Source organism: Rhizobium sp. FG113 (genome assembly GCF_057809895.1).
In genome coordinates this window covers 1,518,540-1,540,100 of sequence record NZ_JBMDKV010000001.1, presented here as the reverse complement: position 1 = coordinate 1,540,100, position 21,561 = coordinate 1,518,540, and the positions used below count along the sequence as shown (strand labels likewise).

Here is a 21,561-nt window from a genome sequence, read left to right as displayed (position 1 = left end):
GCATTTGGGAGGCCCACCATGAACACGCGTCTTTTCACCACCTTCGCCAGTGTCACGCTTATCGGGATTTCGCTGGTCGCCGGCGGCGCCAGTGCTCAGTCGAGCATGGATTCGATGAAGAAGCCGGAAAGCATGAAATCGAACATGACGAAGACCGATAACATGATGTCCGGTTCCATGAAGGCCAACAGCATGAAGATGGGCGGCACGAAGGCCGACTGCATGCACAAGGCCGGCATGGAAAAAGACAGCATGAAGAAGGCGGACATGATGAAGCACTGCGATGCAATGAAGTGATCGCGCTGGCGCTCCTGCAGTCGTCCTCGCAGGAGCGTCACCCACATGCTCTCTCACACTCGTCTCTTTTGATCTGATCCCGTCTATTACCCAACGCGAGCGCGAGACCTTTGTTTCGGTCCGGCGAGCTCTCGAAATTAATAGACCCGCCATGAAACTCTTGGCCTTCTCCCCTCGTACAAATGTCGAGCGTGAGTGATCGAGCTGCCGAGAGGAGAAACGAGCATGATGAAGATGACACTAGCCGCAATCGTGTCCGGCCTCTGCGCCTTCACCACGGTCAATGCTGCCGACATCGACGGCCAGTGGGCGCGCGGCGATGGCAATGCCAAGGTGCGGATCGCTCCCTGCGGATCGGACATTTGCGCAACGAACACCTGGATCAAGCCGGGCACGCCGAAGGAAAAGGCGGGCGACAGGCTGGTGATGACGATCAATCCGGACGCCGATGGAGTGTACGCCGGAACGGCCTTCGATCCGCAACGCAATCTAACCTACAAGCTGACCGTGACGATCAATGGAGACAAGATGACCACGAAAGGGTGCGTCGTAGCCGGGCTACTATGCAAGGGCGTTGATTGGACTCGGATCAATTGAATGCGGAGGCGCGGGCGATGAAAGTGGTGACAGAAAAATCGATCCCGGCGATTTGAAGCGAATTGCCGTCCGGGGCCTCGAATCCCAATGCTCGCAAGCCGCAGTCCTGTCCCGCTTCGAAGACGGCCGTGTCTGCCTTGAGTAGCATTCGTGTCAAGTCGGCTCGACTATCCATTCACTTGTAACTGGACCCGTCTTTATTTTTCCAGGCAGGGCAAGAGGCCTCAGGCACCAACTATCTTCCATTGCCGTCGGGCGAAATGCTATAGCTCGCATATGAAAATCCTCATCGTCGAAGACAACAAAGAGCTCGCCGATTGGCTCGCGAAGGCTCTGCGCCAGGCACAATATGCAGTCGACATAGCCTTCGATGGTGAGGATGCGGAATTGATGCTGAAGGTCGCGCGCTACTCGGCTGTCATCCTCGACCTCTCCATCCCGAAGATCGACGGCATGACGCTTCTGAAGCGGCTCCGGCAAAGCGGCGAGAGGGTTCCCGTCATCATCCTGACGGCGAATGCCAGCCTCGACGGTCGTGTCGCGGGTCTGGATAGCGGCGCCGACGATTATCTTGCAAAGCCTTTCGAGATCGCGGAGCTGGAGGCGCGCATAAGAGCGATTGTCCGGCGCGGGCAGGATCGGGCAGCACCGGAGGTGATGGTCGGCGATCTGGTCTTTGCGGGTGCCACGCGGCAGTTCTCGATCAAGGGCGAGCCGCTGGCGCTGACACCCAGGGAACATGCGGTTCTCGAGCACCTCATCACCCGCGTCGGAACGACGGTCTCTAAGGCCGCTTTGTCGGAAAGCGTCTTCGGCTTCGATGACGAGGCCGACCCGAGCGCGATCGAGATCTATGTTCACCGATTGCGCAAAAAACTTGAGGCCAGCTCGGCCCAGATCGCGACGTTGCGCGGGCTCGGATATCTTTTGCGGGACGCGTCCTAACATGCGTCGCCTGCGTGCCATGCTCGTAGCTGTCTGGGCCTTGCGGCAGAGCCTGCGAGCCCAACTTCTGGCCTGGGTTGTCCTGACTCTCATCGGCGCCATCTGCTTCAATCTCTACGAAAGCTACCAGACGGCCGACCAGACGGCGAAGCTCGTCACTGACCGCACTTTGTTGAGCTCCGCCCGGGTGATCGCGGAAGCGGTTCGGGTGGATGAGGGCGGCAATGTGGAGGCGGACATTCCGCCGGCGGCACTTGAGATGTTCGATACCGGTTACGGGGATCAGGTTTTCTACCAGATCATCACCGCTTGGGGAAACTTGATTGGCGGCTTTCCCGATCTGCCGCTGCCGATGGTCGAACGCACGGGGCAGGATCTGGCGTTCCGCAATTCGACTGTTCGTGCGCTTACGCTCAATCATCCTGTCGTCGGGCTTCCCGATAATGGTGTGATCTCGGTCACCGTCGCGAGTACCCATAACAGCCAGTATGCTCTGCGAAGGCGCTTGTGGCTCGATGATTTTTCCAAGCAGTTCGTGCTCGTCCTGCTCGCGGGAGCGGTCACGATCGTCGGGCTGCAGCGGGGGCTGGCGCCTGCGCTGCGGCTGCGCGATGCCGTGCGCGCCCGTGGACGCGAACGATTGGATCCTCTTTCGCCTAAGATGGTCCAGACCGAATTCCAGCCGCTGGTACATGCCTTGAACGACCATATGGAGCGCGTTCAAAACCAGATGGCCGCACAGCGGCGATTTGTTTCGAATGCCGCCCATCAGTTGCGAACGCCGTTAGCGCTGATGTCGACGCAGGCTGGCGTCGCGGCACGTGAGACGGACGACGCCAGCCGCGAGGAGGCATTGCAAGCCTTGCGCGGCAGCATTCGCCATGTCTCCCGTCTTGCCAGTCAGCTGCTTACGCTGTCGCGCGCCGAACCGGGCAGCCGGCGGCCGCGAAGCGAGACCATCGATATCGCCGCTGCCGCCCGCGATATCGTCGCAGCTCATGCCGAGCAGGCGCTACAGCGCAATATCGATCTCGGCCTTGAGGTTTCAGATCCCGTTCCCGTCGAGGGCGATGGGACGATGTTGCGCGAAATGCTCGTCAATCTCGTCGATAATGCCATTCGCTATACCCGCCCCGGCGGCACCGTGACGGTTTCCGTTGTCCGCGCGGGTGACGTCGCCGTCCTCGATGTCGAGGACAACGGACCGGGTATTCCAGCGGCCGAGCGCGAGCAGGTCTTCGAGCGGTTCTATCGTGTGCTCGGCACCGAGGGTGAGGGCAGCGGCTTGGGGCTGGCGATCGTTCGCGAGGTTGTCGATGGCGCCGGCGGCGAGGTGGTTCTCGCCGAGCCGGACGGGGGCGGCCTCGTGGTGAGCGTGCGACTTCCGATCGCGGCTGCGAAACAGGGCCGAGATAAGCAGGCATGAAAAAAAGGTCGGACCTTTCGATCCGACCTTTAGAGACCCTGGGAGGATGGGCGCTCTTACTGGGAGTCCATGTGCTGCTGCGGACGCCATTTGGCGAGGCGGTTTTCGATGATCGTCATCATGTACTCGGCAACGAGCGTCACCACCATGACCAACAGGATCGCGGCGAACATACCTGCCGCGTCGAAAGTGCCCTTGGCGATCGAAATCAGCTGACCGATACCGAAGCGGGCGCCGACGAACTCGCCGACGATCGCGCCGATGATGGCGAAGCCGAACGACACGTGGAGGCTGGCGAAGATCCAGCTCATGGCCGAGGGAATGACAACCGTGCGCGTCACCTGCCAGTCGGAAGCGCCGAGGATGCGGGCATTGGCGATCATGTTGCGGTCTGCTTCTCGCACGCCCTGGAAGGCGTTTGCGAAAACCACGAAGAACACCATGATGAAGGCGAGCGCCACCTTGGAGGGAAGGCCAAGGCCCATGATCATGATGAAGATCGGAGCAAGGACGACACGCGGGATCGAGTTGATCGCCTTGATGTAGACCGAGAATATGTCCGACAGGAAGCGGTTGCGGCCAAGGCCGATGCCGACGAATACGCCTGTGATTGAGCCCGCGAAGAAGCCGATCAGCGCCTCTTCCATCGTGACCCAGAGATTGTACCAGAGCGAACCTTCGGTCGTGCCTTCCGTCGCCCATTCGTAGAGGCGCTGAACGACGCCGCTCGGGCTCGAATAGAAGAAGGGATCGATCCACTGCATGTTGGAGGAAAGCTCCCACATGCCGATGACGAAGACGAGAATGGCGATCTGCCAGAAGAGCACAAGCGCCTTGCGTCGCTTCATCGTTTTCAGCGCGGATGCTTCGATTTCCGCGTCCGACGTTCCCGGGCGGAAGAGCGTGGCGGAGCCGGCGCTAAGAGTTGTATCAGCCATTGTTTCCTCCTCAGGCGGCTTCGCTTGCGCGGCGGTAGCTGGTTTCCACCTCTTCGCGCAGGTCGTCCCAGATCGTCTTGCAATAGTCGATGAAGCTCTGCTCGTAGCGGATCTCCGATACGACGCGGGGCCGCGGAAGATCGATCTGGTAGACGGATTTCACGGTCGCAGGGCCCGCCGTCAGCACGTAGACCTTGTCGGCAAGCGCCACGGCTTCCTCGAGGTCGTGGGTCACGGAGATGACCGAAGCCTTCCGTTCGGCCCACAGCTTCAGGAGCTCTTCGTGCATGACGGTGCGCGTCTGGACGTCGAGCGCCGAGAAGGGCTCGTCCATCAACAGGATCTCCGGCTCGTTGATGAAGGTCTGCGCCAGCGAAACGCGCTTGCGCATGCCGCCGGAAAGCTGGTGCGGATAGTGATGCAGGAACTTCGAGAGGCCGACGCGAGCGAGCCAATCCTTGGCGCTCCTTTCGGCTTCCGCCTTCGACTTCCCGCGAAAGAGCGGTCCGGCCATGACGTTGTCGATCACGTTCTTCCAGGGGAAGAGCGCATCGGTCTGGAAGGCGAACCCGACCCGGCGGTCGATGCCGGTGATCGGGCCGCCCATCAGGCGAACCTCGCCGGCGCTCGGACGGGCAAGGCCGGTCACGAGGTTGAGCGTCGTCGATTTGCCGCATCCGGTCGGGCCGACGACCGCGACGAACTCGCCGCGTTCAACGGTCGTGTTGAAGTCACGGAGCGCGGACAGCGATTTTCCGGTCGGCGAGACAAAGCGGCGGCTGACATTGATCAGCTCGACGGCGGGCGTCGTTGTGTTTTCCTGTTGCATGGCGAATACCTGTGCGTGCCTCTGCGGGCGTGCACGCAGTGCCCATAGCGCGCTGGCGGTCCCGCCGATTGGCGGGCCACCCTTCGCGACGGAAGTTATTTCGCGTTCTTGACGAACTCGGTCGTGTAGGTCTTGGAGAGATCGATCTGCTTGCCCTTCACGTTCTTGGAGAACTCGGACAGCACGGCCAGAACCGTCTTCGGACCATCCTCGGGCATGACGCCGTCGGGCGTGAACATGCCCTTACCTTCGTCGAGCGCCTTGATGTATCCGTCCTTGTCGCCGACGTAGAAGTCTTTCGGCATCTTGTCGGCGATTTCGGCCGCCGAATGCGTATTGATGAACTTCAGCGTCTTCACGAAGGCGTTGGCGAGCTTCTGGGTTTCTTCCTTGTGCTCGTCGACCCACGAGGTCTCGAGATAGAGCGAGGCAGCGGGATATGTGCCGCCGAGCGCTTGGCGCGTCGCTTCAGGCGTACGCATGTCGACGAGAACCTTGGCTTCGCCGGTCTTCAGCATGCGCGAGATCGTCGGCTCGGTCGTCATGCCGGCCTGGATCTGATCCTGCTGCATGGCGGCGATGAAGGTGCCGCCGGCACCGACGGGAACCGTCACGACATCGCCGGGCTGCAGGCCGGCCTTGGATGCCATGTAGAGAGTGAGAAAATTGGTCGAGGAGCCGAGGCCGGTAACGCCCAGCGTCTTGCCCTTGAAATCGGCCGGCGACTTGATTTCGGGATGCTTGGTGGAAACGAGCTCGACTTCACCCGGCGCCTGGCTGAACTGGACGATAGATTCGACGAACTTGCCCTTGGCCTGCAGGTCGACACAGTGGTCGTAGAAGCCGACGACGCCCTGAACGGCGCCCGCGAGCAGCTGGTTTTCGGCATCGACGCCGGCGGCTTCGTTCAGAAGCTCGACATCAAGGCCTTCATCCTTGAAATAGCCGAGGCTTTCGGCGAGCTTGGCGGGCAGGTAGATCTGCTTTTCATAGCCGCCGACCATGATGGTGATCTTGTCGGCCGCGTGCGCGGCGGGTGCGCCGAAGGCTGCCGCGGCGACGATTGCAGAAAGTGCGATTCCGTTGAAAAGGTTGCGTGTCAAACGCATGAAAGTCTCCTCCGAATGTAATTTTGGCGCATCGCACTTCGTCACGAACATTGTGCCTCCTCCACGACGCAGCCTTGTAGCTATCCGGTCTAAGCTTTCAACCAGCTTTCAGCGTCGCGCCGCAGGTTCAAGAAAAGAGAGCCAAAGGACTGCGATGCGCTGAAGTAATCATGCAGGCATTCCTGCCCTTGCATTAGCTGGAGCGCCAGCCATCGGGCAGAGCAGCGTTGAGCATCACCTACACTATTGGTCGCTCAACGGAAGATTGGTAAAACAGGCCTTCTAAAGACAGGAGGGCTGCAAGTGTCCATGTTATCCAAACGCTTAGCCGCAAAGCTCGGCGACGATCTCGTTCTTGCCGATGGCGAAAGCATGGATCGTTATCTGCGAGACTGGCACCGCGACACCGTCGGCGCGGCCGTTGCCGTGATCCGGCCTCGATCGGCAACCGACGTGGCTAACGCGGTTCTAGCATCACGCGATCTTGGCCTCGCCATCGTGCCACAGGGTGGCAACACCGGTCTCGTGCACGGAGCGCTACCGCAATCGCCATCTGACCATGTCGTTTTAAGCCTGGAGCGGCTGAACACGATTCGCGCCATTGCTCCCGACGATTTCTCGATGACGGTGGAGGCTGGCTGCATCCTGTCCACGGCGAAGGAGTGTGCTGCGGAACACGGCATGTTCTTTCCGCTGGCACTGGGCGCGCAGGGTAGCTGCCAGATCGGTGGCAATGTCAGCACCAATGCCGGCGGCATAAACGTGCTGAGGTATGGCATGACACGCGACCTCGTGCTCGGCCTCGAGGTCGTGCTGCCGAATGGCGAGATCTGGAACGGTCTTTCGACGCTGCGCAAGGACAATCGCGGGATCGATCTCAAGCAGTTGTTCATCGGTTCGGAAGGCACGCTCGGGATCATCACAGCCGCCTCGCTGAAGCTCACACCACTGCCGACGCAGCGTGAGACCGCGCTGCTCGCAGTGGCCTCTCTCGCTGATGCCGTTGCGCTCTATCGTTTGGCGCGCAGGGAATGCTGTGACCTGATGTCGGCATTCGAGTTCATGCCGCCCGAGGCGTTCCCCCTGGCGCAGGCCGCCATGCCGGATCTCGTCATGCCGCTTTCCGGGCAATATCCAGCCTATGTCCTGATGGAGCTCGGAGGTTCCGGGCTGGTCGATATGGCGGATCTCATGCAGCGGTTCCTCGAGCTTGGAATGGAAAAGGGCCTCATTCTCGATGGTGTCATCGCCGCGTCGGAGAGCCAAGCAAAGACCCTGTGGAGTTTTCGAGAAGGCATGGTCGAGGGGCAGGTCAAGCGCGGCCGGCATCTGCGCACCGACGTATCGGTTTCGCTCTCCAACCTCGCAGCCTTCGTGGCCGAGGCGGAAGCCGAGCTTGCAGACGCTCTGCCGGCCTGCCTGGCAATATCCTACGGGCATGTCGGAGACGGCAATGTGCACCTGAATGTGCTGCCGCCGGCAGGAACGCCCGATGGCGAACGCGACACGATCATCAAGCGCGCCAAAACCATCATCAACGACGTTCTTTTTCGCTACCAGGGAAGCATCAGCGCCGAGCATGGGATCGGGCGCGAGAAAATGGATGACTTCCGCGCCGGATTGCAGCCGACGCAGGTGCAGCTGCTTGCCGCTCTCAAGACGGCGATCGATCCGGATTGGCGAATGAACACCGGCGTTCTGTTCTGATTGGATCAGATCGGCTGCATCTTGCGCATGTCGCTCAGCTGGCGCTTCATCTGGTTGATGCGCGTCCGCTCGCCTTCGGGCCGGCGCATGGCGACGCTGGTCGAGAGGATGTCGATGACCACGAGCGCCGCGATGCGCGATATGGTCGGCGTATACATGTTCGTGTTTTCGAGCGTCTCCACGATCAATGCTACGTCTGAATAATGCGTCAACGGCGATTCCGAACCGGTCAGGCAGATGACGACTGCGCCGTTGTCGCGCGCGATGCGGGCGATCTCGATGATCGAGCGCGTGGTCCCGGTGTTCGAGATGACGAAAGCGACATCGCCTTCCTTCATCATCGAGGCGACCATCAGTTGCTGGTGGGAATCGAGTTCGGCGCCACACGGTACGCCGAAAAGCGGGAACTTCTGTTGCGCGTCGCGCGCAACTATGCCGGAGGCTCCGAAGCCGAAGAATACGATTGATCGGGCCGCGGCCAGAATGTCGATGGCCTTGTGAAGGGCGGTCTTATCGAGCTTCGAGCGTGCCCAGTCGAGACTGGTCATGGTGTAGTCGAAAATTTTCTCGGCGATAACCTCGGGCTCGTCGGTGTCCAGAAGCACCGAGTGCGTTGCCGGCGTGCCGAAGGCGAGACTTTGCGCAAGACGGAGCTTGAGATCCTGGAACCCATTGCAGCCGACTGCGGTAGCAAAGCGAAGGACGGTCGGCTGGCTGACCTCGGCCAGCGTCGCCGTTTCGCCGACGGTCGCATTCATGATCCGGCGCGGATCGTCGAGCACGACGTCGGCAACCTTGCGATCGGATTTGCGCAATTCGGGCCGCATCGTCCTTATGACTTCGATGATGTTGCGGCCGTTGCTACTTCTGATGTCGCTATCCATCCGGATCGCCTTTCCTGCACTCTTAGCTGTGAAGGCTAGAAGCTTAGAGGTTTAAGAGCAAGGTCGCGTCGTGCAGCGAAAGGCCGGTTACGGCTTCTGCAAGGTGTATAAGATATCGGTTCTGGCGCGGTGCAGACCGAGACCGGTGGTAGTGGCAATCTCGGCGTCGATTATCTCCGGCTGCTCGGTATTGAAATCGAACAGCCCGTAGTGATGCGCGATCAGGTCGGCAGCGCCTACGTGCCTGGCCACGGTGATCGCCTCGTGAAGCGAGAAATTCCCGGGCACGCCGTTTTGCGAAAGCTCCGGGCGCCTGCCATTGACCGGCAGGAGAGCGACATCCGGCCGTAACCGGCGCACCTCGTCCTCGAGCCCGTCGAAGGGAATGCAGTCGCCGGAGTGCCAGATGCATGTCCCTTCGCCCCGGATGGCATATCCGAGAAATCGGTGGTTGCCGTCCGCATCAGCTTCCAGCATCTCATGCGCGGCGCGCGTCGGCATGATCTCGATACCCATAGCCGGCGAGATGGGTTCGCCGGCGCGGGCGAGAATGAGCCGATCCCCTTGTGCGCCTGAGCGCTCCATGGCCTGGGCCGCAACCGCGCGTGGTGCGATTAACCTGGCGCTAGGATTGGTCGCCAGCAGCAATGGCAAGGTGCCGGGATCCATGTGGTCTGTGTGGGCATGCGTACAAAGCACGAGATCGACGTGGAAGATCTCGTCAGGGAGCACGGGCGGCGGCATCATGCGCACATGCGGTCGCGCGGTGTTTCGGTACTTTGCGGCCAGGCTGTTGGAAAGATAGGGGTCGATAACAAGCCGCAAGCCGGCAATGTCGATGACGAAGCCGGCCTGACCGAGCCAGTATATTTCCACTTGCCCGGTCGGTGGCCGTTTCAATCGCTCGGCCAGCGGTTCTCGTATCGGCGTTTCTTGCAGCCTGGCGCGCATGGTGAGACCTCAGGCTGACAAGACGGAGAGCAGGTTGTCAGCCGCTATTCGTGTGGCGCGGTCAACACTTTCCGCGGTGAAGCCGCCGATGTGGCTCGTTGCGATCACGCGTCCATGCGCGGCCAGCTCGAGCGAAACAGGCGGCTCCTGCTCGAAGACGTCGGTGGCATAAGAGCCGATCTGTCCAAGATCAAGCGCTTCGATCAAGGCGTCCTCGTCCACCAGCCGCGCGCGCGCCGTATTGACGATGACCTGTCCTTTTTTCGCCGCGAAGATGCGGTTGCGGTCCAGAAACGTTGAGCCGTCGCGGGGCAGGGGGCAATGCAGGCTGAGGATATCGGCCTCGGCAACGATGTCGTCGACCTCGGCATAGGAGAATGCGCTCGACGGAAGATCGAGATTGGGTCGCGCCGGATCGAAAGCGACGACGCGCGCGCCGAGCGCGATCACCATGCGGGCGACCTCCCGTCCGATCGCGCCGCAGCCGATGATGCCGACGGTGCGGCCGTGGATCTCTGCACCCCGCAACCTCGGCCAGCCACCGGCCTTGATGCCGGCATCCGAATGCGGAATGGAACGCAGGGCGCTGAAGATCAAACCGATCGTCAGCTCCGCCACCCCCATGGAATTGGCGCCCTCGGCGATCATCACCTTCACGCCACGCTCCCTGAGCATGTCGATCGGAAGGTTGTCGACCCCCACGCCGTTGCGGCTGATAACCTTCAAGGCCGCGGCCGCTTCGATGATTTTCGGGGTCACCGGCTCGACACCGGCAAGCCACCCGACACAGCCCGGCACCAGATCGATCAATTCCTGCTCGTTCGGCATTGCGCCTGCCGTGGAATAGACGATCTCGAAGCCTTGCTCGCGCATCCGCTCGACATCGGGATGCGGTTCCTGCGTCAATGAACGCGGTGTGACGAGAATACGCTGGTTCATGCTCATCTCCCCGCGGCCTGAATGGCGATCTCGGAGATGCGATCGAACGAAGGCCCCGATGTCGGGATCGCGACGTCGAAGACCTCGGCGATGACCTGCGTCCAGCCGTGGATGAAATAGGTCCAGCCGTCCTCGATGCGCAGCGACCGCTCCAGTTGCTGACGACGGGCCTGGTCGAGAAAGACGAGGTCGCCGCGATAATTGAGATCCCAGACGACGGCGCGTTCGGGGAAGACGGCGGCATCCGTCAGCGGCGAGCCGGGCGCGTCCTTGCCGAGGCCGGTGGCATTGATGACGAGGGAGCCGGGCTTCAAGGTGGCGAGAACCTTGTCGTTGTCTTCGGGGCGTTCGGCCAGGAGATACTCGACCGGCACGTCGAACTCGACCTGCTCATGAATGCGCTTGATTTCGTCCAGGCGATGCTGGCTGCGGTTGGTCACGATGATACGCGACGGCACGTTTCTGCCGCGGCTCTTTCGCATCAGATGCCAAGTCAGCGCGATCGTCGATCCGCCGGCGCCCATCGAGAACAGGTCGGCGTCGTTGTCCGCGAAGTAGGTTTCGCCGAGAAAGCCGTCGATCGACAGGCCTGATGAAATCGGATCTTTGGCATGGCAGATCAGCTTCCCGTTCCGCTTCGAAATGCAGCTGGTTTCGTCCATCAGCAGCGCATGCGGATCGATCACGTCGAACATGTCCCTGCAGGCGTGAAAGAGATCGATCTTGTGGGTGGTGACGAGCGCGCCCATGGACAGCGGGTCGTCGCGGATGAATTCGACTGCCTTGCGATAGGCTGCGGGATCGTCGTGCAGCTTGAAATCGATGCCCTTGATCGTGGCGCCCTTCAGTCCGAGGTACTCCGCCCAGGCGGGAAAGACCTTCATGATCGAGCTTTTGCCCGTCGTCACGCCGATGAAGTAGAGTGTCGGGCTGGTTGCGGGTTCGTATGTGCTCACGCGCGCTTCTCCAGAGCTTCCTTGGCGACCTTGACGGCGGCCGCGGCGTTTTTCGCGATATCCTTGAAGCGGCCTTCACGAATGTCTTCGGTCTTGGCGATCCAGGTGCCACCCACCGCGATCACCTGGCGCAGCGCCAGCCACTCGCCGATCGTTGCCTCGGTGACGCCGCCCGTCGGGATGAAGCGGATGCCGAGATGGGCGAAGGGGGCGGAAATGCCCGCGAGCGCCTTCGGGCCGCCCGCCACGCCGGCCGGGAAGAACTTTGCCAGCCGCACGCCGCGCGCGGCCGCAAGCGTCAGATCGGATGGCGTCATGATCCCGGGGCAGAAGGGCAGGTTTTCAGTTTTGGCGACATCGACGATGTCGGGATCGAATCCCGGCGCCAAGCCGAAACGGGCACCCGATGCGATTGCCTTCTTCAGATTGGCCCGGTCGAGGATGGTGCCTGCGCCGATGCACAATTCGGGGCGGGCGTCGCGCATGGCGGCCAGAACGTCGGCGGCGGCCTCGGTTCGGAAGGTGATCTCAGCCACCGGCAATCCGCCTTCGAGCAGCGCATCGGCGAGCGCCACCGCATCCGAGGCGCGCTCGATGGCGATAACGGGAACGACGCCGAGACCGGCGATGAGGTCGATAGGATGTGTCATGGCATTCTCCGCAAGCTCTTGTCGATCAGGTGTAGGACTTCATCAGCGCGCGAACCGTTTCCTCGCTGCGCGGCTGATAGGCGGGGTTCTCGATGAGCTTCCAGCAGTCGGCTCCGTCGCTCACGACGCGGTGGCGCATGCCGCGCGAGGATTCGATGATCCCGTAATCCTGGCCGCTATCCGAGGGGTAGGCGAAGACCATCACCAGATCCTCGTTGCCGATATTGACGGAACGGTGGATCCAGAAGGGGGGCACGTAGCAGATCGTCTGTGGCCCGATCTCGACGATGCGCGTCTCGCCTGCCGGCGATTCGAGCTGCATCAGTCCGAGGCCTTTCTGGCCGTAGTAAATCTCGGGCCGGTCCGCCTTGGCGTGGATATGTCCGCGCGTCAGAAAGAATTCGTCGGCGATCTTGCCTGGGCTCATGCGCGTGACGCCGTAGATGAGGTCGCCGCTGTGCGTTCCCGGGCGAAAGTCCTCCACGTCATAGACGACGACATCGCCGAGCTTTTCGAGCGCTGCCTCGAACGCGGCTTCGTCGGCGTAAAGCCCATTGAGATCGCTCAGACGCTTCTCATAGCGCCCAGTGTTTCCGCTCATTCCGCCGCCGATCGTGTCGACAACGCTTGAGACTGGTTCCCGCATCATTATGCATCCTCCGTTTGGTAGTAGAATTACATAAATAGATATGAAAACACGTGCAAGCGAAATTTTTAGGCTATATTGCGCTGCAAAAACGTAGAAATTGAACAAAAAATATGTTGACGGGAAAAATTCATGTAACTACGCTACATTTCAGCCAGGAGATGGCTTGCGCTTGAAGGCGCTCACCCGGAGGAGAAACGAAAATGAAAAAGACTGTCATGACGCTTGCGCTATGCGCAGCCGCATCGGTACTTGCCATGGCGACCGCGCAGGCGGCCGATTGCAAGATCGGCATCTCGATGAAGACGCTGGACGCGCCGTATTTCGCCGCACAGGAAGTCTCGGCGAAGAAGCATGCCGAAGAGCTCGGCTGCGAAGTCATCTCCGTCGATGGCCAGAACGATCTCAACAAGCAGGTCGCCGACGTCGAAGACATGGTCGCGCAGGGCATCGGCGCGCTGATCATCAATCCGCGTGACAGCAAGGGCCTTGTTCCGGCCGTCAACGCCGCCACCGCAGCGGGCGTCAAGGTCTTCGTGATCGACTCGACGATCGACGCCCAGGCCAATTTCGTAACCTTGGTCCAGTCCTCGAATTCGCAGAACGGCCTTCTGGTCGGCCAGTGGCTCGCCGATGCGACCAAGGGCAAGGAGCTCAAGATCGCGTTGATCTCCGGTGACAAGGGCAATGAAGTCGGTCAGGAGCGCCGCCTGGGCGTCCTGGCAGGTCTGACCGAAGGCCAGCTGCGCAACGAAGGCCGTGCCAACTTCACGGTGGTCGGCCAGGGTTGGGGCGCCTGGACCAACGAAGGTGGCCTCAAGGCTATGGAAGACCTTCTGACCGCGAACCCTGACGTCAACGTCGTACTCGGCGAAAACGACTCCATGGTGCTCGGCGCGCAGAAGGCGCTCGAGCAGGCAAACAAGTCGGGTGACGTGCTGTTCCTGGCGGCCGCAGATGGTCAGAAGGAAGCGCTACAGGCGATCAAGGACGGCAAGTACGGCGCAACCGGCCTCAATGATCCGGCGCTCGTCGCCGCCACGGCCGTCGATCTCGCCAAGAAGGCGCTCGATGGCAAGCTGCCCGGCGATATCTCCAAGATCACCTACACGACGCCGACCGCGATCACCAAGGATAACGTCGACAAGTACCTGAAGAAGGACGCGGTATTCTAAGACCCGATCCTCCCTGTGGCCGGCGCGGTTTCGTCCCCGCCGGCCATCCATTCAATGACCTCCGAAGCCGGCTCGCGCCGGTGCCGCCGCAGAGCGCGGCTTGGTCGTGACAGGCAGAATGTGACGCTATGGAAACTGTTGTTGAGCTCACCGGCATCCGAAAATCCTTCGGAGGGGTACGCGCCCTTCAAGGCGTGGATTTTGCGCTGCGCAGCGGTGAGGTTCACGCTTTGCTCGGCGAGAACGGCGCTGGCAAATCGACGCTGATGCGCGTTCTGGGTGGCGAATATGTCCCGGAATCGGGAAGCGTGAACGTTCGCGGCGCCGAGCAACGGTTCAAAGGGCCGATGGACGCGCTCGACAAGGGCATCGCCATCATTCACCAGGAAATGGCGCTGGCGACGGATCTCACGGTGGCGGAGAACATCTTTCTGGCCGAGATACCCTCGGTCATCTCCTGGCGAGACCTGAACCGGCGCGCGGCGGAGCTTATCTCCAGCCTCGGCTTTTCGATCTCTCCATCCGCGACCGTGTCCGATCTGTCGGTTGCTCACCAGCAGGTCGTCGAAATCGCAAAGGCGCTTTCCAAGAATGCCAGCGTGATGGTGTTTGACGAGCCGACGGCGGTTCTTTCCGTGCAGGATGCCGAACGCCTGCTCGGCATCATCCGGACGCTGCGGGAGCGCGGCGTCGGCATCATCTATATCTCTCACCGCCTCGATGAGGTGTTCCGCATCGCCGACCGCATCACGGTCATGAAGGATGGTGCGTCGGTCCAGACCGTCGAGCGAAAGGACGTCGCGATCGATGACGTCATCCGCATGATGGTCGGCCGATCCTTGAAGGCTCTTTTCGGCGACGATCTCGAACGGCCGATCGGCGAGGAAGTGCTGCGGATCGAGGAGCTGTCGGATGGCGCGCGCATCCGTGGCGCGTCGCTCTCTGTCAAGGCAGGCGAGATCGTCGGGCTTGGAGGGCTGGTCGGCGCCGGTCGCACCGAGCTGGTGCGATTGATCTTCGGTGCCGAGAAGGCCCGTTCGGGCAAAATCTTTCTGCATGGCAAGGAAGTGCGCGTGAACAACCCACGCGCCGCCGTTAAGGCAGGGATCGGGCTTGTTCCCGAAAGCCGGAAGGAGCAGGGGCTCGTTCTCGATTTCCCGATCCGCGTCAACGCGACGATGTCGAAGCTCGGGCCTCTGGTCAATGCGTTCGGTTTCGTGCGGCGGGCGGCAGAAGGCGCGACTGTCGAGAAACTGGCGGCGCGCCTGCGCATCAAGGCCGGCAGCCTCAACGACCCCGCATCGAGCCTTTCCGGCGGCAATCAGCAGAAGGTCGTGCTCGCCAAGTGGTTCCACGCCGATGGCGACCTTCTGATCTTCGACGAGCCGACCCGCGGCGTCGATGTCGGCGCCAAGACCGAGATCTATTCGCTCATCAAGTCGCTTGCAGCCGAGGGCAGGGCGGTGCTCGTCATCTCGTCCGAACATATCGAGCTCTTCGGGCTGTGCGACCGCATTCTCGTCATGCGCGAGGGTGAACTGACCGGGTCGCTCGACCCGCAAGACTACACCGAAGAGAAACTGCTGAAGCTGGCGATGGTCAATACCGTCTCACAGGCCGAAGCCATCGCGACCAGCAACTGATTGGGTTAAAGCCGTGACCGAACTCACCGAAACCGCTCACCGTTCGCCTTCGCTGAACATTTCCAACATCCTGCACCGCTACGGAACGCTGGCGATCCTGATCGCCCTGCTGATCGTGGCGACCTCGATGTCGGATGTCTTCCTGACCCAGCGCAACATCATCAACGTTCTCCGACAAAGCGCTGGCACCAGCCTGATGGCGATCGGCATGCTTTTTGTCATCCTGACCCGGGGCATAGACCTGTCGGTCGGTTCGGTGGCGGCGCTTGGCAGCGTTTTGTCGGCCATCGTCATTCAGGACTACGGCACCGGCGGAGCGGTCGCGACCGCGCTGATCGCCGGCGCAGCCTGCGGCCTCGCCTCCGGCGTCCTCGTCGCCTTCCTCAAACTGCCGCCCTTCGTCACAACGCTTGCGATGATGACGGTCGCGCGTGGTCTCTCCCTGATCGTCTCCGCCGGACAACCCATTCAGATGGGCGACGCCGGGATCTGGATCACCACCTTTGGCTCCGGCTCGATCGCAACCATTCCCTATCCCGTCGTGCTGATGGCGGTTGTCTTCGTCATCGCCGGTATCGTCCTGACCTTCACGCGCTTCGGACGCCTGGTAAAGGCGATCGGCTCGAATGTAGAAGCCGTGCGACTGTCCGGTATTCCGGTCGCCTATTATACCACCGCTGTCTATGTGATCTCCGGAGTGCTCGCGGCCGCGGCCGGTATCGTTTCGACGAGCCGCACCGGCATCGGCTCGGCCAATATCGGCGTCGGTTCGGAGCTCGATGCGATCGCTGCCGTCGTCATCGGCGGCGCTAGCCTGATGGGCGGCCGCGGCGGGGTCATGAACACCTTCATCGGCGTGCTTGTGCTTGGCATTATCGCCAATATGATGAACCTTGCCCGCGTGCCGGGCTATCACCAGCAGGTCTTCATGGGCTGCATCATCATCGGTGCGATGCTCCTGCAATATGCCTCCAACTGGTTTCGCAAGTAGTGTCCGCCTCCTGCAGGGGTAAATAGCATGCCAAATGATCTCTTCCTTGCCATCGACGTCGGCACCGGCAGCGTTCGCGCCGCCCTCGTCGATACCAAGGGCAAAATTCTTGCGGTCTGCAGCCGCGAGCACGAGCAGATCGTTCCGCAATTTGGCTGGGCCGAGCAGCGGCCCGCGGATTGGTGGGCGGGCGTGGTTGCCACGGTCCGGGAGGTCCTGGGAGAGGTTGCCGATGCGCGCTCTCGCGTGGTTGCCGTCGCAGCCTGCGGCCAGATGCACGGCACGGTGCTCGTCGGGGACGATGGCGAACTCGTGCGCGAAACCGCGCCGCTCTGGAACGACAAGCGCACCGTCGATTATGTGACGGCCTTCGAGGCCACGCATGCGCCGAGCGATTATCTTGCCGATTGCGCCAACCCGCCTACGCCCGCCTGGCCGGGCTTCAAGCTGCAATGGGTGCGCGACAACGACGCGGCGGCCTATAGCAAGGCATCCGCCGTCCTGATGCCGAAAGATTATGTCAATCTGCGCCTGACCGGCGAGATCGCCATGGATCGCAACGACGGCGGTGCAAGCTTCTTGATGGATCCCCGCAGCGGAGACTGGTCGCGAAAGATGATCGCGCTGCTCGGGCTTGATACCGATAAGCTGGCGCCGCTGCGCAATCCGACGGAGATACTCGGTACCGTCAGTGAGAGCGCTGCGATCGAGACGGGGCTGCGGCCCGGCACGCCGGTGCTGGTCGGCGGGGCCGATTATCCGGTGGCCTTGCTCGGGTCTGGCGTCTGCCGGCCGGGCGTGGGTTCGGAGGTCATGGGAACCTCGGCGATCATCACCGCAATCGCCGCCAAGCCGCTTCTGGACCCCTCTATTTGCAACGTCGGGACCGTCGAAGGCAATTGGGGCGCCTTCATGCTGCTGGAGTCCGGCGGCGACGCCATGCGCTGGGCAAGACGTGCGTTCGACGAGAAGAAATCCTCCTATGAGGACATCGTCGCAAAGGCAGCCGAGGCGCCAGCCGGCTCCGAGCGCCTGTTCTTCATGCCCTACCTCACCGGCGAACGGCTTGGCGAGCATCGCAATGCGCGCGCGCAATTCTTCGGGATCGGCGCCGCGCATGGTCTTGCGCATATGCACCGCGCCGTTCTCGAAGGCGTCGCCTTCGCCACCAAGCGCCACATTAACATTCTCGATCGCATATCGGGTGCACCGCTCGAGCGGATCATCGCGTCCGGTGGTGGGGCAAAAACCGAACTCTGGATGAAGATCAAGGCCAGCGTCTACTGCATTCCGATCCTCGTTCCGTCCGAGCCGGAATGCGGCCTCGTCGGCTGCGCGATAATGGCGGCTGCGGCGACTGGGCGGTTTTCAAGCGTGGAAGACGCAGCCGGCGCCTTTGTCTCCTACGCGCAAGAGATCACACCCGATCCGCGCTGGGCTGAAAGCTATCGGCCGATGCAGGCCTTCTTCGAAAAACTCTACGCGCATAGCCAGGCCCTCTACGACGATCTCGACGGGCTGCCGCAATGACAGAAAGAGCCGTACTTTTCGATATGGACGGCACCCTCGTCGATAGCGAGGGGCTGCATTTCGATGCCATGAAACAAGCTCTGCTGCAGATGGGATATCGCGTGCCTGATGAGCTTGCCGATCGCATGACAGGCATGAGCGGCGCCGATTGCCATGCAATGTTGCGGGAGACGATCGGTTTCAAGCCATCCTTCGCAGACTATGTCGAAGGCAAGTATCGCTGCTATCTGGCCGATGCCGCCAGGCTGGAGCGCCGCCATGGCGTCGATGCCGTTCTGAGGCTGCTTGCGGAAACACGTACCCCTTTTGCGATCGTTTCGAATTCCGACCGTATGCTGGTCGATGCCAACCTGCGGGCCGTTGGCCTGCAGCAGCCTGGCCTTGTAACCGTCAGCCGAAACGACGTCGTGTGCGGAAAGCCCGATCCCGAACCCTATCGCAGGGCGGCGCATCTGCTTGGCGTCAGCCCCGAAAACTGCATCGTGGTCGAGGACAACATCCCCGGCGCCGTCGCCGGTCTTGCCGAGGGAATGGCCGTCATCGGTTGGCCGGAGCCACACAGGACCGACCTCGTTTTTCCGCCATCGGCGATCCTGGCCGATCCCAACGATCTGGCTTCAACGCTCGCCAGCCTACTTTCTTCCTTTCCTTTACAAACGACCCTTCAAGGATGCGACTGATGTATCTCGATAAGTTCAAGCTCACCGACAAGATTGCAGTCGTCACCGGCGCCGCGCGCGGGATCGGCTACGCCGCCGTCGAGGCGCTGGCGGAGGCTGGAGCGAAAGTCGTGCTGACGGACATGAACGATGCGCTGCTCAAGGAGGCAACGGCGACACTTGCAGCCAAGGGGTACACCGTCGATAGCGTCGTGCTCGACGTTACCGATGTGAAAGCCGTGCAGGCGGTCCATGACGAGATCGTCGCCCGCCATGGCCGGGTCGACATCCTTGTCAACAATGCCGGCATCGCCATCAGCAATCATCCGGCCGAGACCATGGCCGACGACGTCTGGAACAAGGTGATCGACGTCAACCTCAACGGCGTCTTCTGGTGCTGCAGGGCGTTCGGCAAGTCGATGCTTGATCGCGGCTCCGGCACCATCGTCAATGTCGGTTCGATGTCTGGCTTCGTCGTCAACCGCCCACAGGAGCAGGCGAACTACAATGCCTCCAAGGCCGCCGTCCACCATCTGACGAAGTCGCTCGCCGCCGAATGGGGCGCGCGCGGGGTTCGCGTCAATTCGGTGGCGCCCACCTATATCGACACGGAAATGAACAAATACGTCTACGAGGACGCCGAGATGTATCGGCACTGGGTCGGCGGCACGCCGATGAACCGGCTTGGCCGCACCGATGAGGTTGCCTCCGTGATCCTGTTCCTCGCCAGCGACGCATCCAGCCTGATGACCGGCTCGATCGTGCTCGCCGATGGAGGTTACGTATGCTGGTGACGGCCGACATCAAGCCGCGCGGCGCACGCTTCCCCGGCCGTTATATCCAGGCGGCAGGCGCGATCGGGCTGCTGGGACAGGAGGCGCAAGCCTACGGCAAACGGGCGGTGGTGCTGCTCGACCGTGGCATTTTCGGCATGCTCGAGAAGTCCGTGTCGGATGCCTTCGATGGTCGCGCCGATGTCGAAATCGTGCGTCACGGCGGAGAGTGCTCGGAAGCTGAGATCGCCAGTCTCGTCGCCCGCGGCAGGACTGCGGGAGCCGATGTCGTCATCGGCATCGGCGGTGGCAAGGCGCTCGATACGGCAAAGGCGGCCGCCCGTGATCTCGGATTGCCAGTGATCGTGGTGCCGACCATCGCCGCGTCTGATGCACCGTGCAGCGCGCTCGCGGTCGTCTATAACGAGGACGGAACGGTCGCCTATGACAGCTTCCTGCCTGCCAATCCAAATCTGGTTCTTGTCGATACGGCATTGATCGCCGCCGCGCCCGCGCGCTTCCTCGCGGCCGGGATCGGTGACTCGCTGGCAACCTGGTATGAGGCGGACGCGTGCCGTCAAAGCGGTGCCTTCAATTGCATGAAGATGCCCGGCCTTCCGCTTGCCTTCGAGGTGGCGCGTTTCTGCCGGGAAACGATCCTGGAATTCGGTGCCGCAGCGCTTACGGAATGCGATGCGAAGACGGCGGGACCTGCGATCGAGCGGGTCGTGGAGGCCAACATCCTGCTGTCGGGGATCGGATTTGAATCCGGCGGCGTGGCGGCCGCGCACGCGATCCATCACGGCCTCTGCGAACTGGAGGACGTGCATCACCACCTGCACGGTGAGAAGGTTGCCATCGGCGTGCTGGCCGGATTGAAGATCCTGGGCCGGCATGACGAGTTCACGCGGGTTCGCGACTTCTGCAGATCGGTTCGCTTGCCGACACGGCTGGCGGATATCGGGATTGCCGAGGCTTCGCGGGAGAAGTTGGAAATTGTCGCGCGGCGCGCCTGCCGCGCCGGTGAAATCATCCACAACGAGCCGATGCCGGTCACCGAAGCAATGGTGATCGAGGCGCTGGCGGCGTTGATCTGATCGATGGAGTAGAAATGATTGACAGCAACGAGGCGTTCGCGCCGAACTTCCTTGATGGCAGAACGGTGGTGATTTCGGGCGGCACAAGCGGCATCGGTCTGGCCGTCGCGCAAGGCTTCGCCGGTGTGGGAGCCAACGTGCTCGCCACCGGCAGTTCCGAACGCCGGCTTGACGACGCCCGATCGAGCTCATCCGGCTCCATAGCATTCTCAAGGCTGGACGTTCGGGACGGCGCCGCGGTCGATCGCTTTTTTGCCGATCTGCCGTCGCTCGATGTGCTGGTGAATTGCCAGGGGATCGCGCGCCCCGACAGCGAGTGGGACGAAGATGTCTTTCTCGATGTCATGGACGTCAATCTGAGCAGCGCCATGCGCCTCTCCCGCGCCGCCTTTCCTTTGCTCAAGAAGAGCGGCGGAAGCATTGTCAATTTCGCGTCGATGCTGAGCTATCTGGCCGACGAAAGCGTTCCCGCCTACACCGCCAGCAAGACGGGCATCGTCGGCTTGACGCGTGCCATGGCACACAAATACGGCCGCGACGGCGTACGCGTAAACGCGGTCGCACCGGGCTATCACCGCACGGAGATGACGAAGCCGCTGTGGTCGCAGCCGGACAGCGAAGCGAAGATCGCCGAGCGATCGGCGCTGAAGCGCTGGGGAACGGCCGAGGATCTCGTCGGCCCGATCCTGTTCCTGTGCTCGCCAGCCGCCGCATTCGTGACTGGTGCCACTCTGCCGGTCGACGGTGGTTACAGCGTCGGATGAGGTGATAGCCTGCCAAAACGCGGTTGATCGAAGGTACCGGTGGGACGCCGCTGTC

Annotated in this window: 22 protein-coding genes; 13 read left to right on the top strand and 9 right to left on the bottom strand. The window is 61.7% G+C overall.

Annotated elements, in window-relative coordinates:
- The first annotated feature begins 18 nt into the window (after positions 1-18).
- From ACODTZ_RS06975 to ACODTZ_RS06960, 4 genes are all read left to right on the top strand, one after another.
- Positions 19-297 carry a pentapeptide MXKDX repeat protein gene (locus ACODTZ_RS06975; RefSeq protein WP_489024724.1) on the top strand — a complete coding sequence of 93 codons (279 nt, stop codon included), beginning with the start codon at positions 19-21 and terminating at the stop codon, positions 295-297.
- Between the two features lie 225 nt (positions 298-522).
- Positions 523-894, top strand: a complete 372-nt coding sequence (locus tag ACODTZ_RS06970) for a DUF2147 domain-containing protein (RefSeq protein WP_111562344.1) — start codon at positions 523-525, stop codon at positions 892-894.
- A gap of 276 nt (positions 895-1,170) precedes the next feature.
- Complete coding sequence (locus ACODTZ_RS06965; protein WP_209236734.1) at positions 1,171-1,839, top strand: response regulator; 669 nt, start codon at positions 1,171-1,173, stop codon at positions 1,837-1,839.
- A 1-nt stretch (position 1,840) separates the two neighbouring features.
- A complete protein-coding gene (locus ACODTZ_RS06960) occupies positions 1,841-3,265 on the top strand; it encodes a sensor histidine kinase (protein WP_489024722.1) in 1,425 nt (474 codons plus the stop codon).
- 56 nt (positions 3,266-3,321) lie between these two features.
- Here ACODTZ_RS06960 and ACODTZ_RS06955 read toward each other — a convergent pair whose 3' ends face one another.
- The 3 genes from ACODTZ_RS06955 to ACODTZ_RS06945 form a co-directional block, all read right to left on the bottom strand.
- Complete coding sequence (locus ACODTZ_RS06955; RefSeq protein ID WP_489024720.1) at positions 3,322-4,203, bottom strand: ABC transporter permease; 882 nt, start codon at positions 4,201-4,203, stop codon at positions 3,322-3,324.
- Between the two features lie 10 nt (positions 4,204-4,213).
- Positions 4,214-5,032 (bottom strand): ABC transporter ATP-binding protein, encoded by an 819-nt coding sequence (locus ACODTZ_RS06950; protein WP_489024718.1) that lies wholly within the window; start codon positions 5,030-5,032, stop codon positions 4,214-4,216.
- 95 nt (positions 5,033-5,127) lie between these two features.
- The gene (locus ACODTZ_RS06945; RefSeq protein WP_111562542.1) at positions 5,128-6,141 is read right to left on the bottom strand and encodes an ABC transporter substrate-binding protein; all 1,014 of its coding nucleotides are present in this window, start codon (positions 6,139-6,141) and stop codon (positions 5,128-5,130) included.
- Between the two features lie 309 nt (positions 6,142-6,450).
- Between ACODTZ_RS06945 and ACODTZ_RS06940 the strand changes: the two genes are divergently transcribed.
- Complete coding sequence (locus ACODTZ_RS06940; protein WP_489024824.1) at positions 6,451-7,848, top strand: FAD-binding oxidoreductase; 1,398 nt, start codon at positions 6,451-6,453, stop codon at positions 7,846-7,848.
- A gap of 5 nt (positions 7,849-7,853) precedes the next feature.
- Here ACODTZ_RS06940 and ACODTZ_RS06935 read toward each other — a convergent pair whose 3' ends face one another.
- From ACODTZ_RS06935 to ACODTZ_RS06910, 6 genes are all read right to left on the bottom strand, one after another.
- The gene (locus tag ACODTZ_RS06935; RefSeq protein WP_111562348.1) at positions 7,854-8,732 is read right to left on the bottom strand and encodes an SIS domain-containing protein; all 879 of its coding nucleotides are present in this window, start codon (positions 8,730-8,732) and stop codon (positions 7,854-7,856) included.
- Between the two features lie 87 nt (positions 8,733-8,819).
- A complete protein-coding gene (locus ACODTZ_RS06930) occupies positions 8,820-9,683 on the bottom strand; it encodes an MBL fold metallo-hydrolase (protein WP_489024717.1) in 864 nt (287 codons plus the stop codon).
- Between the two features lie 9 nt (positions 9,684-9,692).
- Entirely contained in the window at positions 9,693-10,622 is a 930-nt protein-coding gene (locus tag ACODTZ_RS06925; protein ID WP_047511600.1) for a phosphoglycerate dehydrogenase, read from the bottom strand.
- A gap of 2 nt (positions 10,623-10,624) precedes the next feature.
- Positions 10,625-11,578 carry a shikimate dehydrogenase family protein gene (locus tag ACODTZ_RS06920; RefSeq protein ID WP_489024715.1) on the bottom strand — a complete coding sequence of 318 codons (954 nt, stop codon included), beginning with the start codon at positions 11,576-11,578 and terminating at the stop codon, positions 10,625-10,627.
- A complete protein-coding gene (gene eda / locus ACODTZ_RS06915; protein ID WP_489024714.1) occupies positions 11,575-12,228 on the bottom strand; it encodes a bifunctional 4-hydroxy-2-oxoglutarate aldolase/2-dehydro-3-deoxy-phosphogluconate aldolase in 654 nt (217 codons plus the stop codon). The genes ACODTZ_RS06920 and eda overlap by 4 nt, the downstream gene beginning before the upstream one ends.
- 25 nt (positions 12,229-12,253) lie before the next feature.
- Positions 12,254-12,877, bottom strand: a complete 624-nt coding sequence (locus tag ACODTZ_RS06910; RefSeq protein ID WP_489024713.1) for a glucose-6-phosphate isomerase — start codon at positions 12,875-12,877, stop codon at positions 12,254-12,256.
- Between the two features lie 200 nt (positions 12,878-13,077).
- Here ACODTZ_RS06910 and ACODTZ_RS06905 point away from each other — a divergent pair, with 200 nt between their 5' ends.
- The 8 genes from ACODTZ_RS06905 (at position 13,078) to ACODTZ_RS06870 (ending at position 21,506) form a co-directional block, all read left to right on the top strand.
- Positions 13,078-14,049, top strand: a complete 972-nt coding sequence (locus ACODTZ_RS06905) for a sugar ABC transporter substrate-binding protein (RefSeq protein WP_037179307.1) — start codon at positions 13,078-13,080, stop codon at positions 14,047-14,049.
- Between the two features lie 128 nt (positions 14,050-14,177).
- On the top strand, positions 14,178-15,692 hold the full coding sequence (locus ACODTZ_RS06900; RefSeq protein ID WP_489024711.1) for a sugar ABC transporter ATP-binding protein: 1,515 nt from the start codon (positions 14,178-14,180) through the stop codon (positions 15,690-15,692).
- Positions 15,693-15,705: 13 nt separating this feature from the next.
- Positions 15,706-16,683 (top strand): ABC transporter permease, encoded by a 978-nt coding sequence (locus ACODTZ_RS06895; RefSeq protein WP_489024709.1) that lies wholly within the window; start codon positions 15,706-15,708, stop codon positions 16,681-16,683.
- 27 nt (positions 16,684-16,710) lie between these two features.
- On the top strand, positions 16,711-18,213 hold the full coding sequence (locus ACODTZ_RS06890) for a xylulokinase (protein WP_489024707.1): 1,503 nt from the start codon (positions 16,711-16,713) through the stop codon (positions 18,211-18,213).
- Positions 18,210-18,893 (top strand): HAD family hydrolase, encoded by a 684-nt coding sequence (locus ACODTZ_RS06885; protein WP_489024705.1) that lies wholly within the window; start codon positions 18,210-18,212, stop codon positions 18,891-18,893. Before ACODTZ_RS06890 ends, ACODTZ_RS06885 begins: the two co-directional genes overlap by 4 nt.
- Positions 18,893-19,666, top strand: coding sequence for an SDR family NAD(P)-dependent oxidoreductase (locus tag ACODTZ_RS06880; protein WP_489024703.1), 774 nt, complete (start codon positions 18,893-18,895; stop codon positions 19,664-19,666). The genes ACODTZ_RS06885 and ACODTZ_RS06880 overlap by 1 nt, the downstream gene beginning before the upstream one ends.
- Entirely contained in the window at positions 19,657-20,742 is a 1,086-nt protein-coding gene (locus ACODTZ_RS06875) for a glycerol dehydrogenase (protein WP_489024701.1), read from the top strand. The genes ACODTZ_RS06880 and ACODTZ_RS06875 overlap by 10 nt, the downstream gene beginning before the upstream one ends.
- A 14-nt stretch (positions 20,743-20,756) precedes the next feature.
- Complete coding sequence (locus tag ACODTZ_RS06870; protein ID WP_489024699.1) at positions 20,757-21,506, top strand: SDR family NAD(P)-dependent oxidoreductase; 750 nt, start codon at positions 20,757-20,759, stop codon at positions 21,504-21,506.
- The last annotated feature ends 55 nt before the right edge of the window (positions 21,507-21,561 follow it).

Excerpts from the sequence above, each read along its gene's own strand:
- ACODTZ_RS06950 (WP_489024718.1), bottom strand. The coding sequence starts at position 5,032 with ATGCAACAGGAAAACACAACGACGCCCGCCGTCGAGCTGATCAATGTC.
- ACODTZ_RS06875 (WP_489024701.1), top strand. The coding sequence starts at position 19,657 with ATGCTGGTGACGGCCGACATCAAGCCGCGCGGCGCACGCTTCCCCGGC.
- ACODTZ_RS06965 (WP_209236734.1), top strand. The coding sequence starts at position 1,171 with ATGAAAATCCTCATCGTCGAAGACAACAAAGAGCTCGCCGATTGGCTC.
- ACODTZ_RS06900 (WP_489024711.1), top strand. The coding sequence starts at position 14,178 with ATGGAAACTGTTGTTGAGCTCACCGGCATCCGAAAATCCTTCGGAGGG.
- ACODTZ_RS06870 (WP_489024699.1), top strand. The coding sequence starts at position 20,757 with ATGATTGACAGCAACGAGGCGTTCGCGCCGAACTTCCTTGATGGCAGA.
- ACODTZ_RS06885 (WP_489024705.1), top strand. The coding sequence starts at position 18,210 with ATGACAGAAAGAGCCGTACTTTTCGATATGGACGGCACCCTCGTCGAT.
- ACODTZ_RS06975 (WP_489024724.1), top strand. The coding sequence starts at position 19 with ATGAACACGCGTCTTTTCACCACCTTCGCCAGTGTCACGCTTATCGGG.
- ACODTZ_RS06925 (WP_047511600.1), bottom strand. The coding sequence starts at position 10,622 with ATGAACCAGCGTATTCTCGTCACACCGCGTTCATTGACGCAGGAACCG.
- ACODTZ_RS06890 (WP_489024707.1), top strand. The coding sequence starts at position 16,711 with ATGCCAAATGATCTCTTCCTTGCCATCGACGTCGGCACCGGCAGCGTT.
- ACODTZ_RS06880 (WP_489024703.1), top strand. The coding sequence starts at position 18,893 with ATGTATCTCGATAAGTTCAAGCTCACCGACAAGATTGCAGTCGTCACC.
- ACODTZ_RS06910 (WP_489024713.1), bottom strand. The coding sequence starts at position 12,877 with ATGATGCGGGAACCAGTCTCAAGCGTTGTCGACACGATCGGCGGCGGA.
- ACODTZ_RS06970 (WP_111562344.1), top strand. The coding sequence starts at position 523 with ATGATGAAGATGACACTAGCCGCAATCGTGTCCGGCCTCTGCGCCTTC.
- ACODTZ_RS06905 (WP_037179307.1), top strand. The coding sequence starts at position 13,078 with ATGAAAAAGACTGTCATGACGCTTGCGCTATGCGCAGCCGCATCGGTA.
- ACODTZ_RS06930 (WP_489024717.1), bottom strand. The coding sequence starts at position 9,683 with ATGCGCGCCAGGCTGCAAGAAACGCCGATACGAGAACCGCTGGCCGAG.
- eda (WP_489024714.1), bottom strand. The coding sequence starts at position 12,228 with ATGACACATCCTATCGACCTCATCGCCGGTCTCGGCGTCGTTCCCGTT.
- ACODTZ_RS06940 (WP_489024824.1), top strand. The coding sequence starts at position 6,451 with ATGTTATCCAAACGCTTAGCCGCAAAGCTCGGCGACGATCTCGTTCTT.
- ACODTZ_RS06960 (WP_489024722.1), top strand. The coding sequence starts at position 1,841 with ATGCGTCGCCTGCGTGCCATGCTCGTAGCTGTCTGGGCCTTGCGGCAG.
- ACODTZ_RS06945 (WP_111562542.1), bottom strand. The coding sequence starts at position 6,141 with ATGCGTTTGACACGCAACCTTTTCAACGGAATCGCACTTTCTGCAATC.
- ACODTZ_RS06935 (WP_111562348.1), bottom strand. The coding sequence starts at position 8,732 with ATGGATAGCGACATCAGAAGTAGCAACGGCCGCAACATCATCGAAGTC.
- ACODTZ_RS06955 (WP_489024720.1), bottom strand. The coding sequence starts at position 4,203 with ATGGCTGATACAACTCTTAGCGCCGGCTCCGCCACGCTCTTCCGCCCG.